Origin of the sequence: Pseudochelatococcus lubricantis (assembly GCF_042432495.1) — a bacterium.
GTDB lineage: Bacteria > Pseudomonadota > Alphaproteobacteria > Rhizobiales > Beijerinckiaceae > Pseudochelatococcus > Pseudochelatococcus lubricantis.
Genome location: NZ_JBHLXC010000004.1, coordinates 41,935 through 57,719, shown reverse-complemented (window position 1 = coordinate 57,719; position 15,785 = coordinate 41,935). Strand labels below are relative to the sequence as shown.

Annotated in this window: 17 protein-coding genes; 11 read left to right on the top strand and 6 right to left on the bottom strand. The window is 64.4% G+C overall.

Translation table 11 applies throughout. From position 1 onward, the window contains the following. A partial coding sequence (locus ACFFJ7_RS10720) for a hypothetical protein (protein ID WP_377592233.1) occupies positions 1-217 on the bottom strand: 217 nt, incomplete at its 3' end. A 15-nt stretch (positions 218-232) separates the two neighbouring features. Between ACFFJ7_RS10720 and ACFFJ7_RS10715 the strand changes: the two genes are divergently transcribed. From ACFFJ7_RS10715 to ACFFJ7_RS10700, 4 genes are all read left to right on the top strand, one after another. Next, on the top strand, positions 233-475 hold the full coding sequence (locus ACFFJ7_RS10715; RefSeq protein ID WP_377592232.1) for a type II toxin-antitoxin system ParD family antitoxin: 243 nt from the start codon (positions 233-235) through the stop codon (positions 473-475). A gap of 8 nt (positions 476-483) precedes the next feature. Then, positions 484-798 carry a type II toxin-antitoxin system RelE/ParE family toxin gene (locus ACFFJ7_RS10710; RefSeq protein WP_377592231.1) on the top strand — a complete coding sequence of 105 codons (315 nt, stop codon included), beginning with the start codon at positions 484-486 and terminating at the stop codon, positions 796-798. Positions 799-1,598: 800 nt separating this feature from the next. Further along, positions 1,599-2,213 carry an IS66 family transposase gene (gene tnpC, locus ACFFJ7_RS10705; protein WP_377592230.1) on the top strand — a complete coding sequence of 205 codons (615 nt, stop codon included), beginning with the start codon at positions 1,599-1,601 and terminating at the stop codon, positions 2,211-2,213. Between the two features lie 25 nt (positions 2,214-2,238). Beyond that, on the top strand, positions 2,239-2,694 hold the full coding sequence (locus ACFFJ7_RS10700; RefSeq protein WP_377592229.1) for a hypothetical protein: 456 nt from the start codon (positions 2,239-2,241) through the stop codon (positions 2,692-2,694). On the opposite strand, the gene ACFFJ7_RS10695 is transcribed toward ACFFJ7_RS10700, so the two are convergent. Further along, a complete protein-coding gene (locus ACFFJ7_RS10695; protein WP_377592228.1) occupies positions 2,638-3,495 on the bottom strand; it encodes a LysR family transcriptional regulator in 858 nt (285 codons plus the stop codon). The genes ACFFJ7_RS10700 and ACFFJ7_RS10695 overlap by 57 nt on opposite strands. Positions 3,496-3,592: 97 nt before the next feature. Here ACFFJ7_RS10695 and ACFFJ7_RS10690 point away from each other — a divergent pair, with 97 nt between their 5' ends. Beyond that, positions 3,593-3,973 (top strand): tautomerase family protein, encoded by a 381-nt coding sequence (locus tag ACFFJ7_RS10690; RefSeq protein WP_377592227.1) that lies wholly within the window; start codon positions 3,593-3,595, stop codon positions 3,971-3,973. A gap of 534 nt (positions 3,974-4,507) precedes the next feature. Then, entirely contained in the window at positions 4,508-5,218 is a 711-nt protein-coding gene (locus ACFFJ7_RS10685) for a L,D-transpeptidase family protein (RefSeq protein WP_166956498.1), read from the top strand. 149 nt (positions 5,219-5,367) lie between these two features. Here ACFFJ7_RS10685 and ACFFJ7_RS10680 read toward each other — a convergent pair whose 3' ends face one another. The 4 genes from ACFFJ7_RS10680 to ACFFJ7_RS10665 all read right to left on the bottom strand — a co-directional run bounded on the left by ACFFJ7_RS10680 (position 5,368) and on the right by ACFFJ7_RS10665 (position 8,690). Beyond that, positions 5,368-6,282, bottom strand: a complete 915-nt coding sequence (locus ACFFJ7_RS10680; RefSeq protein ID WP_166956495.1) for a LysR family transcriptional regulator — start codon at positions 6,280-6,282, stop codon at positions 5,368-5,370. Between the two features lie 77 nt (positions 6,283-6,359). Then, positions 6,360-7,361 (bottom strand): glutathione S-transferase family protein, encoded by a 1,002-nt coding sequence (locus ACFFJ7_RS10675; RefSeq protein ID WP_166956522.1) that lies wholly within the window; start codon positions 7,359-7,361, stop codon positions 6,360-6,362. Between the two features lie 14 nt (positions 7,362-7,375). Further along, positions 7,376-8,269, bottom strand: coding sequence for a VOC family protein (locus tag ACFFJ7_RS10670; RefSeq protein WP_377592225.1), 894 nt, complete (start codon positions 8,267-8,269; stop codon positions 7,376-7,378). Positions 8,270-8,273: 4 nt separating this feature from the next. Next, entirely contained in the window at positions 8,274-8,690 is a 417-nt protein-coding gene (locus tag ACFFJ7_RS10665) for a DoxX family protein (protein WP_377592223.1), read from the bottom strand. Between the two features lie 742 nt (positions 8,691-9,432). Here ACFFJ7_RS10665 and ACFFJ7_RS10660 point away from each other — a divergent pair. From ACFFJ7_RS10660 to ntrX, 5 genes are all read left to right on the top strand, one after another. After that, complete coding sequence (locus ACFFJ7_RS10660; protein WP_377592220.1) at positions 9,433-9,903, top strand: DUF3016 domain-containing protein; 471 nt, start codon at positions 9,433-9,435, stop codon at positions 9,901-9,903. Positions 9,904-10,139: 236 nt separating this feature from the next. Beyond that, positions 10,140-10,265 carry a type B 50S ribosomal protein L36 gene (ykgO, locus tag ACFFJ7_RS10655; protein WP_166956575.1) on the top strand — a complete coding sequence of 42 codons (126 nt, stop codon included), beginning with the start codon at positions 10,140-10,142 and terminating at the stop codon, positions 10,263-10,265. A gap of 214 nt (positions 10,266-10,479) precedes the next feature. Beyond that, complete coding sequence (locus tag ACFFJ7_RS10650) at positions 10,480-11,910, top strand: site-specific DNA-methyltransferase (protein WP_377592219.1); 1,431 nt, start codon at positions 10,480-10,482, stop codon at positions 11,908-11,910. 176 nt (positions 11,911-12,086) lie between these two features. After that, on the top strand, positions 12,087-14,423 hold the full coding sequence (locus ACFFJ7_RS10645) for a sensor histidine kinase NtrY-like (protein ID WP_377592218.1): 2,337 nt from the start codon (positions 12,087-12,089) through the stop codon (positions 14,421-14,423). Continuing rightward, on the top strand, positions 14,413-15,783 hold the full coding sequence (ntrX, locus tag ACFFJ7_RS10640; protein ID WP_166956566.1) for a nitrogen assimilation response regulator NtrX: 1,371 nt from the start codon (positions 14,413-14,415) through the stop codon (positions 15,781-15,783). Before ACFFJ7_RS10645 ends, ntrX begins: the two co-directional genes overlap by 11 nt. Positions 15,784-15,785 lie beyond the last annotated feature (2 nt).

The window sequence follows — 15,785 nt, the reverse complement described above, 5'->3', positions numbered from 1 at the left end:
CAACGCCAGTTGAACGCCTGAATTTCATCAAAAGTGAGTCAGAGCCAAGGTTCGACGCCGATTGACACACGTGCGGAGCGAAAGCCCTGCGGATGGCCTCGCCGTCCCGGCCCGGAGGTGATCCGAACAGGCGGCGATATTCCCTGCTGAACAGGCGGCGCTTCCGAAACTCGTCCCGCCGGTTGAGTTTATGCTCGAATCTGATATTATCGAGCATATAGGAGATGTGATCATGCCGAACATCCATCTGACAGAACCGATGCGGGACTATGTGGACGGCCAGATCCGGTCCGGGGCCTATGCCAATCTCAGCGAGGTCGTGCGTGCTGGGATTCGCCTACTGATGGAGAAGGACGGCGCCCGTCAGTTCTATGCGCTGAAGGCCGAACTTGAACACGCGGCATCCGAGGCCGAGGCCGGGGCTTTCGTAGAGTTCGATCCGCAAGCCTTTGAGCCTGATGCCTTCAGGGGCTAATCTGCGGTATGGTGATCCGTCTGTCCAATCTTGCCATGCAGGATCTTCAGGAGATACGGCAGTATACCGTGGAGCAGTGGGGCAGGGAGCAATGGCTGCGCTACTATCGCGGCCTTGTTACCGCATTCGACCAGATCGAGCGTGCGCCAAATGCCGGGCGTCCGCGTGACCTGTTTCTGCCCGGGATGCGATCTGTCAGTTATCAAAAGCACATCATATTCTATGCCCCGATTGAAGCTGCACGCGGTGCGATCGTCGTCTTGCGCATCCTGCACCAGAAACGGCACCTGCCCGCGCTGACCTACTATGAAGACATTGAATGAAGGTCTGACGGCGTGAAAGCCGCTTGCCGAGGGGCCCCTAGATGGCGACCTCCAGCGAATGTCGGTATCGGTGGTTGCCTGCCCCCGCAACCAAGACATTCAGAAACCCCCAGCAAAATCAATGATTTGCCGGGGGTTTTGTTTCGGGAAAATATGTCGCGTCAGTAAGATCAAGTACTTAGTTTCGCAGGTGAAAATCGAGTGTGTCGAACCCCGCAACCACCTACGAAACGTAGCGGGGCGTAGAAGAGTGTCTCCCAAAGGGTTGCATGAGGTGCTGACGTGGGCTTAATCCGGGTGGAGAGAGGCGCACGAGGGGGGCCGTAGTCGGGCATTTTGCTGCCAGTAGCTCCGGCTCTCAAATGCCGTAACTTCCATCTTCTATCTGCCGCCCTCTACGTCCGTTGCTCCTCCGATCTCCAGAACCCCGAATCTATCGGTGATCAGCTCCGTCTCTGCCGCATCTTGGCTGAGCGGGAGGGATGGGAAATCGTGGAGATAGGCGGTCTCCAGTGCTAGCATCCGGGGCAGAGACGGCGTGATCCCGGTGCCAGTCAATACGCAGGTCTGGCTGGCTGCCGGGGTCACGGACATGCGCAAGGGCTTTGCGGCAATGACGGCGCGGTTGAAGTTGCCGGACATCGAGGAGAAGGACAAACCCAAACGCCGTCCGATCCCAGACCACATTCCCCGGATGGAGGTGGAACTGACGCCATCGGCCGCCATGTCCTGTCGGCCGAGGCCATCTTCGCCGACGACACGCCGGTCGGCATGCTCGCCCCGGCACCGGCAAGACCCAGATGGCCCGGCTCTGGATTGACGCCCGCGGCGAACGCCCATGGAGCAGTGATGCGCCTCCGGCGGCCTGGTATCGGTTCTCGGGTGACCGCAAGGGCCAGCACCCGAAGGATCATCTCGCCCGCTTCCACGGCTGGATGCATGCCGATGGCTATGCCGGGTTCGAGGATCTCTACCGCTCGGCTGCTATCCGCGAGGTCGCCTGCATGGCCCATGTCCGGCGCAAGTTCGTGGACATCCACCGGTTGCAAGGCTCCCCCATCGCCGAAGAGGCCATCGGCCGGATCGCCCAGCTATATGCCATCGAAAAGGAAGCTCGAGGGTCGCCACCTGATCGTCGCGCAGAGCTGCGAAAGACCCATGCCGCCCCTGTCTTCGATGATCTCGAGGCTTGGCTGGCCACGCAACTCACCACAATCTCGGGCAAATCCCCACGCGCAGCGGCCATCCGCTATGCCCTGGCCCGAATGGAACGCCTGCGCCCTTACCTCGACCACTGCATCCTGGAACTCGACAATAACGCTGCCGAACGCGGCATGCGTGCCATCGCCCTCGGGCGAAAGAACTACCTCTTCCTCGGCTCCGAGGCGGGCGGCAAGGCCGCGGCAATCGCCTAAACCCTGATCGAAACGGCCAAGCTCAATGCCGTCGACCCACACCCCTGGCTCGATTTTCAACGCCGATTGCATCCAGACGATGCGCTCTTTCGACAGAGGATCGGTGGACTTCATTCTGATCGACCCACCCTACATCGTGAACTATAGCGGCCGCGACGGCAGGATGGTGGCGAACGACGATAACACCCGCTGGCTCGCTCATCGCCGCTACGTGGCTGCCCATGGCCTGCCGGAGAGCATGGACGACCCGTTCTCGCATTCGATCGTCGACATCGACCAGGAGGAAGGTCCGGTCGCCGACCTATCCTTCAGCGCACACGCACTGAAGCAGTCATCCGCACTCGCGGCAGCAACGCCCGCGCGCAATAGTAGCGAGGCGGGACGGCACGGCCATTACCCCCTCGCTCCTCTCCCGAACCGTCGCCTAATCTCGCACTACGCTTCTGAACGCAGCCGAGAGAGCGGCAATCGCCTCGCGTGACCGGCCCTCCAAGACTCTCGAGTGCAACAAGACGGGCAGGCGCGGTAGAGGGGGCAAACCCAGCTTCGGGCCGACATCCACCGCGCCGAGCGGCAACATGCGCGGCGCCAGGGCGGCAACGCCCAGTCCGGCAGTGACGGCGGCGGAGACGGCCGCAACACCACCACCGACGAAAATTTCCGACCACGGTACGCCTGCCGTATCGAGTATCCGTCCAGCCAGCGCCCGCACGCCACAAGGCTCGGCCATCGTGCAGAGCGGCAGGGGCTCGCCCGCCCGATACTGCCAACTCGGTGACGCGAACCAGCCGAACCTTTCCTCCGTCAGCACTTCTCCATCGCTGCGACCCGCGTGAAGGCGGATGATAACAGTGTCGAGCTCCCGCCGGTCAAAGCTTTGCAGCAGATCGCCCGACGATCCGATCCGGATCTCGATCAGCAATTGGGGGTCTTGTGCATTCATGCGCGCGATAAGCGCGGGGAGTTCAGGTCCCGCGACATGATCGCTGATGCCGATAGTGAGGCGCTGCCGGGCTTCGACGAACACGGCAAGCGCACGGTCATGCGCCTTCAGGAGTTCGCGTGCGTAGTCGAGGAAAGCCGCGCCGCGCGCTGAAAGCTGCACGTACCGGGGCGTGCGCTCGATCAGCCGGCAGCCAAGCCTGTCTTCAAGCCGCTTGAGCTTCAGGCTGACTGCGCTCTGCGTGGTACGCATGGCCTCGGCGGCGCGCGTGAAGCTGTCAAGCTCCACGATGTGAACGAAAGCCCGGACTGAGTCCAGGTCGAGGGAGCGGTCTATCATTTCAATCTATTATCATAGATATCACTATTCATATCATATCAAAATAACTTAACGGCATCTAATGTCAAAGTCGGAACCAGAATGGAGGGAATGTCTGATGCCGCTCGTTCACATCTCGATGCGCGCCGGGAAATCGGCAGCTTACCGCAGCGCAATCTTCGATAGCCTCTATCAAGCCACGCGCGACACTTTCGACGTGCCGGAGGGCGACCAGTTCATGGTCATCAGCGAGCATGACGCAGCGAATTTCCGTTACGGGGCATCTTATCTCGATATCGCCCGCAGCGATGACCTCGTGCTGATCCAGATCAGCGCGCGGAATACCCGAACCGTGGAGCAGAAGAAGGCTCTGTTCAGACGGATCGCGGAGCTACTCGGCGAAAACCCGGGCATCCGGCCGGAGGATGTGTTCGTGAATCTTATCGAGGGTGAGAAAGAGAACTGGTCCTTTGGTAACGGACTCGCGCAATACGCCTGAAATGGCGGGAGTTGTTCCCATATGGAGAGGTGCCTGTGACAGCGACGCACATCCGAGGAACGGCAATGGACCCGAAGCGTCGCAGGCGGCGATGCGCAACCGCATTGCTTCCCGACGTTTTGCCCGGTCCTGAATCGTGTTCAAGGTCTCGGCGCTCGCAATTTCGGCGCAGGACATGCGGGCTCACGCCATCACGAGGCCTGCAATGCTCAGATTCGTTTCACGAAGGCCGAAATCTAGCGCGATGGCCAGATCGACAAACCCTGAAAACAGAAGCAGCGCGCCCGCAAGCACGGTCGCCTTGCCTTATGCCCGGGGCAACGGCATGATCGACTCAAAGCGTCGGGCCGGCGCAGTCTGGAGTGCGGGACCGCGTGGCTCTTGCCGGCCTTGATGCGCGGCAGGCACCGCGCGGCGAAAGCCTGAGCTTGCTAGTCGAGCCGCGTGCTGGCAATCTCAGCTCGGCAAGACGCTCAGTGGAGGCATGCCGGAGCCTTATCTCGCCGGGCAGCAGGACATGGGAAATTCAAAGTCATGATCATCAATCGTGGGAATGCCGATGCCGGCAAGATGGACGAGACCGCGCTGTTCGGGCGTCGGGCAGGGCTTCTCAACCGCCGATCGTTTCTGGTCGGCTCGGCCGCCGGTATCGGCGCGCTGGGGCTGGCCGGCTGCGCGACATCCGACGGCATAAGCCTCGCCTACGCAGAGCAGATCTACGGGCCGGTGCCCGATGAGAAATTCCCGATCCCGGCGGTCGATGTCAGCAAGGTCGATCAGAAATACTACCGCCGGATCGTTCGCTTCGACAGCAAGGAAGAGCCAGGCACGATTGTCGTCGATCCGAAGAACTACTACGTCTACCGTGTCGAGGGCGACGGATCCGCCACGCGGTATGGCGCCAATGTCGGCCGCGCCGGGTTCCTGTGGAGCGGTGATGCCTATGTCGGACGCAAGGGCGAATGGCCGATCTGGACACCGCCCAAGGAGATGATCCAGCGCCAGCCCGAGGCGGCCAAATATGCACGCGGCATGCCGGGCGGCCTCGACAACCCGCTTGGTGCGCGTGCGCTCTATCTCTACCAGAACGGCGCTTACACGCTCTACACGCTCTACGCCAGCAGCATCCCCGAGACGATCGGCACGAACCTCACAAGCGGCTGTGTCGGCCTCCTGAGCCAGGACATGATCGACCTGTACTCACGAACGCCGGTCAAGACGAAGGTGGTCGTCCTGCCGGCATAGGCAACAGCCTCTAGGCCCGGGCGTTCTCGGTTTTGAGGGTGGCGACCTGTGAAAGGTCGCCGGCCCGGCCGCGCGCTCCAATTTCGATATCCTACCGCAACTTGCATTCAATTCGATGGATCGGCTTGAATGCAAACCGCTCTGCCCGGTCACCAACCGCGATCCCAGTCGGGCTCGCCGCGATAGCATATGGCGAGAAAATCGACGAGGGCGCGCACCTTGAGCGCCAGATGGCGCGCCGGCGGATAGAGCGCGTGAATAACGAGCGGCTTATCCTCAAAGTCGGCGAGCAGCGGCTTCACCTGCCCGTCCCGGATGAGTGGCCCGGCAATGAAGCTGGGGACGCGGGCGATGCCGAGACCGGCCTGTGCTGCCGCGAGGCACGTCTCGCCGTTGGAGAAGCTTAGCCGACCCGAGACCCTGACGGCCACGGGCTCCGGCACACCGGCGGATGCGAATGCCCAGCGGAACGGATCGCGGAAATTGGTGTCGACGATACAGTCGTGATCGGTAAGCTCTTGCGGCGAGGCGGGCATGCCTCTTCGCTCGACATAGGAAGGGGCGGCAACCGTGACGATCCGCGCGTCGCAGAGCTTGCGGGCGATCAGGGTGCTGTCCTGCGGCTTGCCGATCCTGACCGCGACGTCGAAGCCTTCATCGATCAGGTCGACGATCCGATCGGAAAAGCTGACGTCGAGCTGGATATCGGGAAAGGCGTTTGCGAAATCGAGCAGGGCCGGCGTGAGGCGGCGCGTGCCGAAGGACACCGGCGCGGTCAGCCGCAGTCGTCCGGCGGGCGCACCGGAGGTATTTCGAACGGAGGCGTCGAGGCTGTCGAACTCCTCAAGCAGCGTTTTCATCCGCTCGTAATAGGCCTTGCCCACCTCGGTCGGGGATAGCGCGCGCGTGGTTCGCTTGAGGAGCTGGACGCCGAGATCGGCTTCGAGTTTCGAGACCAGCTTCGAGGCCTGACCGCTGCTCGTGCCGAGCCGCTGCGCGGCGGCCGCGAAACTGCCCGTGTCGAGTACCGTAACGAACATGCGGTCGCAATCGAGGCGGTCCATATGGGCGGGTGTTCCCTTTGAATGGTGTTATGGCGCCGCCGGGCAATCACTGTCCGGCTATAAGATCGCGGCTGAGGTCATGCAGGCCGTTCCTGGGGCGCTGTTGCCGGCGCCAGGACGACGGGCGCCAGACCCGGCAAATCCGGACCGAGCGGGACGATGCCGTTCGGATTGAGCGCCCTGATCGAGTAGTAGCCACGCTTGATGTGGTCGATGCTGACCGTCTCCCGGATACCCGGCACGTCGAGAACGCGGATGAGATAGCGGCTCAGCGCTGCATAGTCGGCAAGACGGCGCAGGTTGCATTTGAACAGGCCGTGATAGGCCGCGTCGAAACGCACCAGTGTCACGAACAGCCGGATGTCGGCTTCCGTGAAGTCTTCGCCGAACAGGAAGGGACCGGTGCCGGCAAGCCGTTTCTCCAGTTCGTCCAGTATGCCGAACACCTCGGCGAACGCTTCCTCATAGGCGATCTGCGTCGTCGCGAATCCGGCGCGATAGACGCCGTTGTTGAGGCGCGGATAGATACGCGCGTTGAGTTCATCGATCCCGGCGCGCAGATGCTCGGGATAGAGATCGAAAGCGTTGTTCGCCAGATCGCCGAAGCCCGCATTGAACATGCGCACGATCTCCGCCGACTCATTGCTGACGATCGTTCCGCGCTGCCTGTCCCACAGCACCGGCACGGTCGCCCGGCCGGTATAGTGCGGATCGGCGCGCGTATAGATTTCGTGGATGTAGGTCGCACCGTTCACGCTATCCCGGTCCGAGCCCGGATAGTCGCCGAAGCGCCAGCCCTGATCGGTCAGCGCCGGTTCGACAACCGACACGGAAACGACGTCCTTGAGCCCCTTCAGCTTGCGGGCGATCAGCGTCCGCGACGCCCATGGGCAGATGAGCGCGACATACAGATGATAGCGCCCGGCCACGGCCTGGAAACCGGCTTCGCCGCTTGGACCCGCGCTGCCGTCCGGCGTCACCCAGTTGCGAAAGCCGGAGATCTGGCGGACGAAGCCACCCTTCGAGTCGGTGGCCTGCACCGGCTGCCAGTCTGCGCTCCATTTGCCGTCGATGAGCATCATTCTTCCTTTTCTTATCGCGCGATCACCGCCACCGATGTACCCCACGGGTCGGTCAGCAAGAGCTGTCCGGCGGTTCCTTCCGGGGCTTCGGCCCGTGCGCGGATTGCAGCTGCCCTTGATGCGTCGAGACGAAGCTCGATCTCCGCCAGCCCGGTCGAGGGATAGTCGCGTATGCCGGCGCCACGGCTGTTCCAGATGTTTGTCGCGATATGATGGTGGTAGCCATCGGCCGCGTAGAAGGTGCCGCCCGGATAGCGACAGGTGACATCGAGCCCCAGCGCACCCGCATAAAAGGCTTCGGCCGGCGCGAGCGCGCCGACTTGCAGATGTACGTGACCGACCTTCGATCCGACGGGAAAGCCGTCCCACTTTACGCCATTGGCTTGCGCCAGCAGCGCCTCGATATCGAGCCGGTCACTCGGCATGTCTACCATGCCGTCATGCCATTTCCAGGCGGATGCGGGCCGGTCGGCATAGATTTCGACGCCGTTTCCTTCCGGGTCGGAAAGGTACAGCGCCTCGCTGACGCCGTGGTCGGACGCGCCCACCACCGGCGTGCGGGTTCTGGCTGCATGGTGGGTCCAGCGCGCGAGCGAGACGCGCGACGGAAGGAGGAAAGCCGTGTGGAAGAGGCCCGCCTCGCGCGGCGAACGCCTCCGGGCCGAGGCGTCTCCGCGCAGCTCCAGCAGCACGTCGCCGCCGGCGCCGAGTTCGACCGTTGTCCCGTCCTTGCGCAGGAGATGGAGACCGACGGCCTGCTCGTAAAATGCCGCGACGCGGTCAAGGTCGTTGACGGTCAGCGCGACCCTGCCCATCGACAGATGAAAGGCAGGTACGTCCGAGGCTCCGGCAACACCGGTCGGGTTGACTGACCGGCCGGCAGGGGCGGGATCGCGGGGAGCCATCGCGTCAGGCCTTGTCGCTGCCGGCCGGCGTGGGCTTGAGGGCGAGCGCGCCGTCGCCGACAAGTGCCAGGGCGACGAGTCCGACGATCCAGAATGCCGGGAATTCCCAGCCGCCGTTCGGATTGTTGAAGAAGAAACCCGCCGGACCATGCACGGTGAAGATGGCGCCGAACAGGATGGGAACGAGCGCCAGCGCCGCCAGGCGCGGCCACACGCCGAGGATCAAGGCTGCGGCGCCCAGGAGTTCCCACAGGATCGTCACATAGGCGAGCCAGCCCGGCAGGCCGAGGGAACCGAAGAACCCGGCCGTGCCGGCGGGCGTGAAGACGAAAATCTTGAGGCCCGCATGGGCGAGAAACAGGATGCCGAGCGCGAGCCTCAGAACGAGCGCGGCATAGGGAGCGGTACGGGAGTCGATCATGGAAATGCCTCACTTGGTGAATTCTACGAGGCGTGAATATTCTCCAGAAACGCCGCAACGATTATCCCATTAATATGTAGTTCATTCCTTCCGAAATGGAAGGAGTGAGTCGCGCGGGAAGGTTCCCCGCGCGTCGATTGCTGACTTTACCAGCGCCGGGACCTGGCCCAGAAGCCTTGCCTCCACATGTAACCTCTCCGGGGCCCGGCCCACTCCCAGCGGCCCGGCACCCACACCCACCCGCGGCGCGGTGGCGGGCGCCGTTCGAAGCGTGGCGGCGGCGGACGCCGGTACGCGCCGGGCGGAGGGCCGCGGCGCGGCGGGGGCGGATATCGATAGGGGGGCGGCATGGGCTGGGCCTTCGCCGTGTCTCCGGCGACGACGACAGCGGGGGTGAGCAGCGCTCCCAGCAGCGGAGCGAAAAGCATACGACGTGTAATCATCGCTCTAGCCCTCTCATATAACTGGAATATCTTTGTTGCCTGAAATTGTGGCAAAAAATCAGGATCCAGGGGCATGACGAGGGCAGGGTGTAATTTCGCGCCCGCGACGCAATCCGCAGGCGGCTACCGGCGCGTTGTCGCCCCGATTCCGGATGGGGCAGCGTGTTGAGCCTGTGCGTGACACGAAAGGCCATCTGACGCCCGAAGCGATGACAGCGACTGCGGTTCCGTTTATTCTGACGTTGCTGGGGTGATACCGGAGTTTCGTCATGAGCAGGCGCATTGCAGCGGGAATGGCTATGACCGTAGCGCTCTTGCTGCCGTTACCCGGGCGGGCGGATGTCGAGGTGAGGTTCGTCGCGCCGGAGCATTTTTCGGACCGCGATTTCAGGCGGTCGGCGACGCGCGCGCAGGCCATGAAAGTCTTCGAGACCTTTCTCGCACAACTGGGAAAGAAGTATCTCGGCGAGAAACAGTTGCTCACCATCGAGATTCTGGATATCCGGCTGGCGGGAAATTACGATTCCTGGTGGAGCGTGATGAACGATGTCCGCGTCCTCACGGACATTACGCCGCCGCGCTTCAGCCTCCGCTATATGCTGAAGGACGGTGGGCGGACCGTGGCGCAGGTGCGTGAAAGCATCACCGATGTCAACTATCTGACCAACCCGGCGGCGCGCCTGTCGGTCGACCCGTTCGTTCACGAAAAAATCCTGCTTGAAAACTGGTTCCGCAAGCGGTTCGCGAGGCAGCCACCGGCCGGCTCCTGAACCTGCTCCTGGCGCGCCGGCCTCCCGGTTGCAACCTCGCGGGCGGTTCCGATGCCGCCAAGCCGACGAATATTTTGCCAGGGCGACAAATCGGGGTTGACCGGAGCAAGCGGGATAGGTAGGAACCATGCTCTGAAATGAGCAGAAGCCTCTTGGCGGCCGTCAACCTTGCGGCAGCCGGGAATTGTTATTTTTTTACCGGCAGGCCTTGCGCTGGCCGGACGGAGAACGGTTCGATGAAGATTCGCAATTCGCTGAAGTCGATCCGCGGCCGTCATCGCGACAACCAGCTCGTGCGTCGCAAGGGCCGCGTGTACATCATCAACAAGACCCAGAAGCGCTTCAAGGCGCGTCAGGGCTGATGCCCTTTGACACCCCGCACGCGGGGTATGCTGTGTCTGCAATATGACGGCCTCCGGATTCGCTTCGGAGGCCGTTTTCACACACAGTACCAGCGTCCCGGTGCTGGGCCGGCTGGTACGGGCTTTGCTCAAGCGCCGCACGGGCCACGGTGGCCTCTTGAGCCGGCTGCTCTTGGGCGAGCTGCTTTTGGCATAATTTCGGGAGCCGTCCCGCGTGAACGCCTGCCCGCCTGAAGATTCCCTGCAAATCGATGCGTCCGCTGCCAGCTTCGGCCTCAACTGGCCGGGCAAGGCGCAAGCGCGGCGGGCTGCATGGACCGACGCCGGCATGCGCCTGCGCGAGGTGGCGGATGCCGGGCTCCACGCCGATACCACGCGGAACCTGCTGATCGAGGGCGACAATCTCGACGTGCTCAAGCTGCTGCGGGCGGACCACGCCGGCACGGTGAAGCTCATCTATATCGATCCGCCCTACAATACCGGCAACCCGCTGCTCTACAACGACGATTTCCGCACGCCCGCCCCCGGCGGCGCGGACGCGGCACATGCGCCCGCATGGCTGCGCCCGCATGTCGCCTGGCTGTCGATGATGTATCCGCGCCTGCTGCTGGCCCGTGAGCTGCTGCGTGAGGACGGGCTGATCTTCATCAGCATCGGCGACGAGGAACTGGACAGCCTCACGCAGATCGGCCGTGAAATCTTTGGCGACGAGAACTTCTGCGGCCATCTGATCTGGGAGCGGAAGAAGAAGCCGTCCTTCCTCGACGCGCGCATGGGCCGGGTGACGGAGTTCATCGTCTGCTTCGCGCGCGACCGCGCCAAGGCGCCGGCCTTCACCGCAGGCGCCGTCACCGACGGCAAGAAATACCCGTTCAACAATGCGGGCAACGGCGTGCAGGTCCTCACCTTTCCCGCGCGGGCGGTGTCGTTCGGCTGCGGCGACGGCGTCATTGCGCCGCAGGATATGTCGGGGGGCAACATCGTGACGGAGCTGCTCGACGCGGTCGAGATTCGCGACGGCGTGAACGGCAACGCCTTCCGGCTGAAGGGCGAGTGGCGCTATGCGCAGGCGACGCTGGACGCGCTGGTGACGGAAGGCGCGCGCATCACCATCCGCAAGGCGCCCTTCCGGCCCAACCTCGTCAGCCGCTCGAAGGCGCGCAAGAAGACCGCGAGCCTGCTGTCGTACCGCACCAACGGCGTGCCGACGAACGAAGACGGCACGGCCGAGATCAGGGCGCTGTTCGGCACCGATATCATGCCCTATCCCAAGCCCTCCGGCCTCATCGCCTATCTGGTCGACATGGTGACGGGGGAGGGCGATACGGTGATGGATTTCTTCGCGGGCTCCGGCTCCACCGCGCATGGCCTGTGGCGGGCGGATATCGGGGCGGGGCTGCGGCGACGCTTCATTCTGGTGCAGTCGCCCGAGCCGACGCGCCAGCGGCGCGCCAACGGCATGTGGAAAACCTCGCCCGCTTTCGAGGCCGGCTACCCGACGATCTTCGCCATCACGCTGGAACGCCTGCGGCGCACGGCGACAGCGCTTTCCGGCCAGCTGGAAGCGCACTCCGGGCCGGCGACGGAAAGCGCCGGCGCCGATCTAGGCTTCCGCGTCCTGCAAGTGGCGGGCGGCGAGTCATAAAACTGCGGACAGACACAGATGCGGAGGGTTGTCATATCCATACAACAGTGTTGTATGGATACACCACGATAGCGAATCATGTCGCCGCCGGCGCGGCGGGACGGCGTTACGGGACGGCCGCTGATGATGGCCGGCACTTTACACGGTAATGTGAACGCGGGGATTGCTTGGCTCGGATGACGGACAATCGGCGCAAGCGCGGGGCACGGGTGTCGGGCGTTGTCGGCACGATCGCCGTGGTGCTGGCGCTGGCGTCCGCTCTCGGCACATTCCTCATCCTCGCGGGGTTGACGCCGATCCTGCCGACGCATTCCGTCGTCGTCTGGGCGCTGGTCGGCAACGGCATTCTGGTGGCGCTGCTCACGGCCATCGTGGTGTGGGAAACGTGGGCCATCGTGCGGGCGCGCCGCGCGGGGGCGGCGGCGGCCGGCCTGCATGTGCGAATCGTCTCGCTGTTCAGCCTCGTCGCGGCCTTTCCCGCCGTGCTGGTGGCGGTTGTCGCCTCGATCACGCTGGAGCGCGGCCTCGATCCGTGGTTCACCAATTCGCTGAAGGCGCTGATCTCCAACACGGCCGAGATCGCCGATGCCTACCGCGAGAGCCAGTGCCGCAATCTCGCGCGTGAGACGGACCTGATGGCCGCCGACCTGAACCGCGCGTTGGTGCTTTACCGGGCCGACCGCAAGCTGTTTCAGGACTTTCTGCGTTCGCGCGCCACCTTTCTCGGTTTCCCCGTCGCCATGCTGGTGGAGCCCGACGGCACCGTGATCGAACGTTTCGACGCCGACGAGGGCGAGAAGCTGCCCGGCCCCAGCCACGAGGATATCGAGGCGGCCAACTCGGACGACCCGGTCTGCCTCATTCCCCAGTCCGGCAACCTGTTCCGCTCCATCCTGCGCCTTGCTTGGGAGGAGCAGACAATCCTCTACGTCGCCCGGCACGTCGATCCGCGCGCGGTGGAGTTTCCCGCCGTGGCGGAGGTGGGCGTGGCATATTATCAGGCGCTGGAGCAGAAGAAGGTCACGATCCAGATCGTCTTCGCGCTGATGTTCGCGCTCGTCGCGCTGATCGTGCTGCTGTCCGCCGTCTGGTTCGGGCTGAGCCTCGCCAACCGGCTGGTGTCGCCGATCCGCCGCCTCATCCACGCGACGGATCAGGTGGCGAGCGGCAACTTCTATGTGCGGGTGCCTGTGCTCAAGACGGAGGGCGACCTCGGCCATCTCAGCACCACCTTCAACAAGATGACCACCGAGCTGCGCCAGCAGCACGACGGGCTGGTGGCGGCCAATGAGGTGATCGACCAGCGCCGGCGCTTCACCGAGGCTGTGCTTGCCGGCGTTTCGGCAGGCGTCATCGGCACGGACGGCGAGGGCGTCATCAACATCGTCAACCGCTCGGCCGAGGCGCTGCTCGGCACGTCGGCGGCGGAACTGGGCGGCCAGCCGGTCGGCGAGGCCATCCCCGAGATCGCCGATCTCGTCGCCGAGGCGCTCGGCAGCGTCCACCGGGCGCAGGCGCAGGGCCGCGCGCTGGCACAGGGGCAGGTGTCGCTGTCGCGCGGCGGCCGCGAGCGCATGCTGAATGTGCGCGTCACCAGCGAGAAGGACGAGGGCGAGGACCGGGGCTTCGTCGTCACGCTGGACGACATCACCGGGCTCGTCGCCGCCCAGCGGACCGCCGCCTGGGCCGACGTGGCCCGGCGCATCGCCCATGAGATCAAGAACCCGCTGACCCCCATCCAGCTCTCGGCCGAGCGCATCCGGCGCAAGTACGGCAAGGTCATCACCGAGGACCGGCAGGTGTTCGACCAGTGCGTCGAGACGATCGTGCGGCAGGTCGACGACATCAAGCGCATGGTGGACGAGTTCTCCTCCTTCGCCCGCATGCCCAAGCCCGCGCAGACGGACGAGGATATCGTGGAGACGGTGCGGCAGGTGCTGTTCCTGATGCGCGTCGGCTCTCCCGACATCACGTTCGAGGAGGCGTTGCCGGAGGCGCCGATCATCGCCCATTTCGACCGCCGGCTGCTGTCGCAGGCGCTGACCAACATCGTCAAGAACGCCACGGAGGCGGTGAAAGCCGTCCCCGAGGAGGAGCGCGGGCCGGGCCGGATCAGCGTCGGCGTGCGGGCGGAGGCCGGTAACGTCGTCATCGAGGTGATCGACAACGGCAAGGGCTTCCCGCGCGAGAACCGCCACCGGCTGCTCGAACCCTACATGACGACGCGCGAGGGCGGCACGGGGCTCGGCCTCGCCATCGTTGGCAAGATTCTGGAAGACCATGGCGGCGGCATCCAGTTGCTCGACGCGCCGGCGGGGCGGGGCGGGCGGGTCGTGCTGTGGTTGCCGCTGGACGGCACGGCGAGTGCCGCTTCCGCGCCCGCCCGGCCGGGCGCGCCGCAGCCCCCGGCGCCGGATGGCCTCACTGCAGAAACGCCGGCCGCATCTACCACCGCCGCCAGACCGTATGAAACGGTCGGCGGAGATAACCCGGAGCCCAAGCATGAGCGCTGACATCCTCATTGTCGATGACGAGGCGGATATCCGTGATCTCGTCGCAGGTATTCTGGAAGACGAGGGGCACCGCGCCCGAACGGCGGGCAGCTCGGACGAGGCGCTGGCCGCCATCGAGGCGCGCCGGCCGCATCTGGTGTTCCTCGACATCTGGCTGCAGGGCAGCCGGCTCGACGGCCTGCAGGTGCTCGACATCGTCAAGGAAAACAACCCCGAGTTGCCGGTGGTCATGATTTCCGGCCATGGCAATATCGAGACGGCGGTTTCCGCCATCAAGCGCGGCGCCTACGATTTCATCGAGAAGCCGTTCAAGGCCGACCGCCTCGTGCTGGTGGCGGAGCGGGCGCTGGAGGCATCCCGCCTGCGCCGCGAGGTAAAGGACCTGCGCGCGCGCTCCGTCCAGGCCAGCCGCATCGTCGGCCATTCGGCCATTGTCAATCAGCTTCGCCAGACCGTGGAGCGGGTGGCGCCCACCAACGCGCGCGTGCTGATCACCGGGGCGCCCGGCGCGGGCAAGGAACTCGTCGCGCGCACCATCCACAACCTGTCCCACCGGGCGTCGGCGCCGTTCATCGTCATCAACGCCGCCACCATCACGCCCGAGACCATGGAGCAGGAGCTGTTCGGCGTGGAAAGCGGGGACGGGCGCGGGCGGCGTGTGGGCGCGCTGGAGGAGGCGCACGGCGGCACGCTCTATATAGACGAAGTCGCCGACATGCCGCGCGAGACGCAGAGCCGCATCCTGCGCGTGCTGGTGGACCAGAATTTCCAGCGCGTGGGCGGCACGGCGCGGGTGCATGTCGACGTGCGTATCATTGCCTCGACCGGCCGCGATCTGGCGCACGAGATCGCGCAGGACCGCTTCCGCGAGGATCTCTACCACCGCCTCAGCGTCGTGCCGATCCGCGTGCCATCGCTCGCCGAGCATCGCGAGGATGTGCCGGAACTGATTGCCTTTTTCATGGACCAGATATCGCAGGCCACCGGCCTGCCGAAGCGCACCGTCGCCGAGGACGCGCTCGCGGTGCTGCAATCCCACGACTGGCCGGGCAACGTGCGCCAGCTGCGCAACAATGTCGAGCGCCTGATGATTCTCGCCGGCGGCGAGCTGGAGGCGGCCATCACTGCACAAATGCTGCCGGCGGAGATCGGCACGCTGGTGCCCACCACGCCCGCAGGGGCAGGGGGGGAGAAGCTGATGAGCCTGACGTTGCGCGACGCGCGCGAGATATTCGAGCGCGAGTATCTCATCGCCCAGATCAACCGCTTCTCCGGCAACGTGTCGCGCACAGCCGAGTTCATCGGCATGGAGCGCTCCGCCCTGCACCGCAAGCTGAAATCGCTGGGAATAGCCGGGTAGGG

What these genes read in the sequence shown, in the direction of transcription:
- ACFFJ7_RS10660 (WP_377592220.1), top strand. Translation starts at nt 9,433, where the DNA reads ATGACCGTAGCGCTCTTGCTGCCGTTACCCGGGCGGGCGGATGTCGAG.
- ykgO (WP_166956575.1), top strand. Translation starts at nt 10,140, where the DNA reads ATGAAGATTCGCAATTCGCTGAAGTCGATCCGCGGCCGTCATCGCGAC.
- ACFFJ7_RS10695 (WP_377592228.1), bottom strand. Translation starts at nt 3,495, where the DNA reads ATGATAGACCGCTCCCTCGACCTGGACTCAGTCCGGGCTTTCGTTCAC.
- ACFFJ7_RS10665 (WP_377592223.1), bottom strand. Translation starts at nt 8,690, where the DNA reads ATGATCGACTCCCGTACCGCTCCCTATGCCGCGCTCGTTCTGAGGCTC.
- ACFFJ7_RS10680 (WP_166956495.1), bottom strand. Translation starts at nt 6,282, where the DNA reads ATGGACCGCCTCGATTGCGACCGCATGTTCGTTACGGTACTCGACACG.
- ACFFJ7_RS10670 (WP_377592225.1), bottom strand. Translation starts at nt 8,269, where the DNA reads ATGGCTCCCCGCGATCCCGCCCCTGCCGGCCGGTCAGTCAACCCGACC.
- ACFFJ7_RS10685 (WP_166956498.1), top strand. Translation starts at nt 4,508, where the DNA reads ATGATCATCAATCGTGGGAATGCCGATGCCGGCAAGATGGACGAGACC.
- ACFFJ7_RS10700 (WP_377592229.1), top strand. Translation starts at nt 2,239, where the DNA reads ATGCCGTCGACCCACACCCCTGGCTCGATTTTCAACGCCGATTGCATC.
- ACFFJ7_RS10710 (WP_377592231.1), top strand. Translation starts at nt 484, where the DNA reads ATGGTGATCCGTCTGTCCAATCTTGCCATGCAGGATCTTCAGGAGATA.
- ACFFJ7_RS10675 (WP_166956522.1), bottom strand. Translation starts at nt 7,361, where the DNA reads ATGCTCATCGACGGCAAATGGAGCGCAGACTGGCAGCCGGTGCAGGCC.
- ACFFJ7_RS10645 (WP_377592218.1), top strand. Translation starts at nt 12,087, where the DNA reads ATGACGGACAATCGGCGCAAGCGCGGGGCACGGGTGTCGGGCGTTGTC.
- ntrX (WP_166956566.1), top strand. Translation starts at nt 14,413, where the DNA reads ATGAGCGCTGACATCCTCATTGTCGATGACGAGGCGGATATCCGTGAT.
- ACFFJ7_RS10690 (WP_377592227.1), top strand. Translation starts at nt 3,593, where the DNA reads ATGCCGCTCGTTCACATCTCGATGCGCGCCGGGAAATCGGCAGCTTAC.
- ACFFJ7_RS10715 (WP_377592232.1), top strand. Translation starts at nt 233, where the DNA reads ATGCCGAACATCCATCTGACAGAACCGATGCGGGACTATGTGGACGGC.
- tnpC (WP_377592230.1), top strand. Translation starts at nt 1,599, where the DNA reads ATGGCCCGGCTCTGGATTGACGCCCGCGGCGAACGCCCATGGAGCAGT.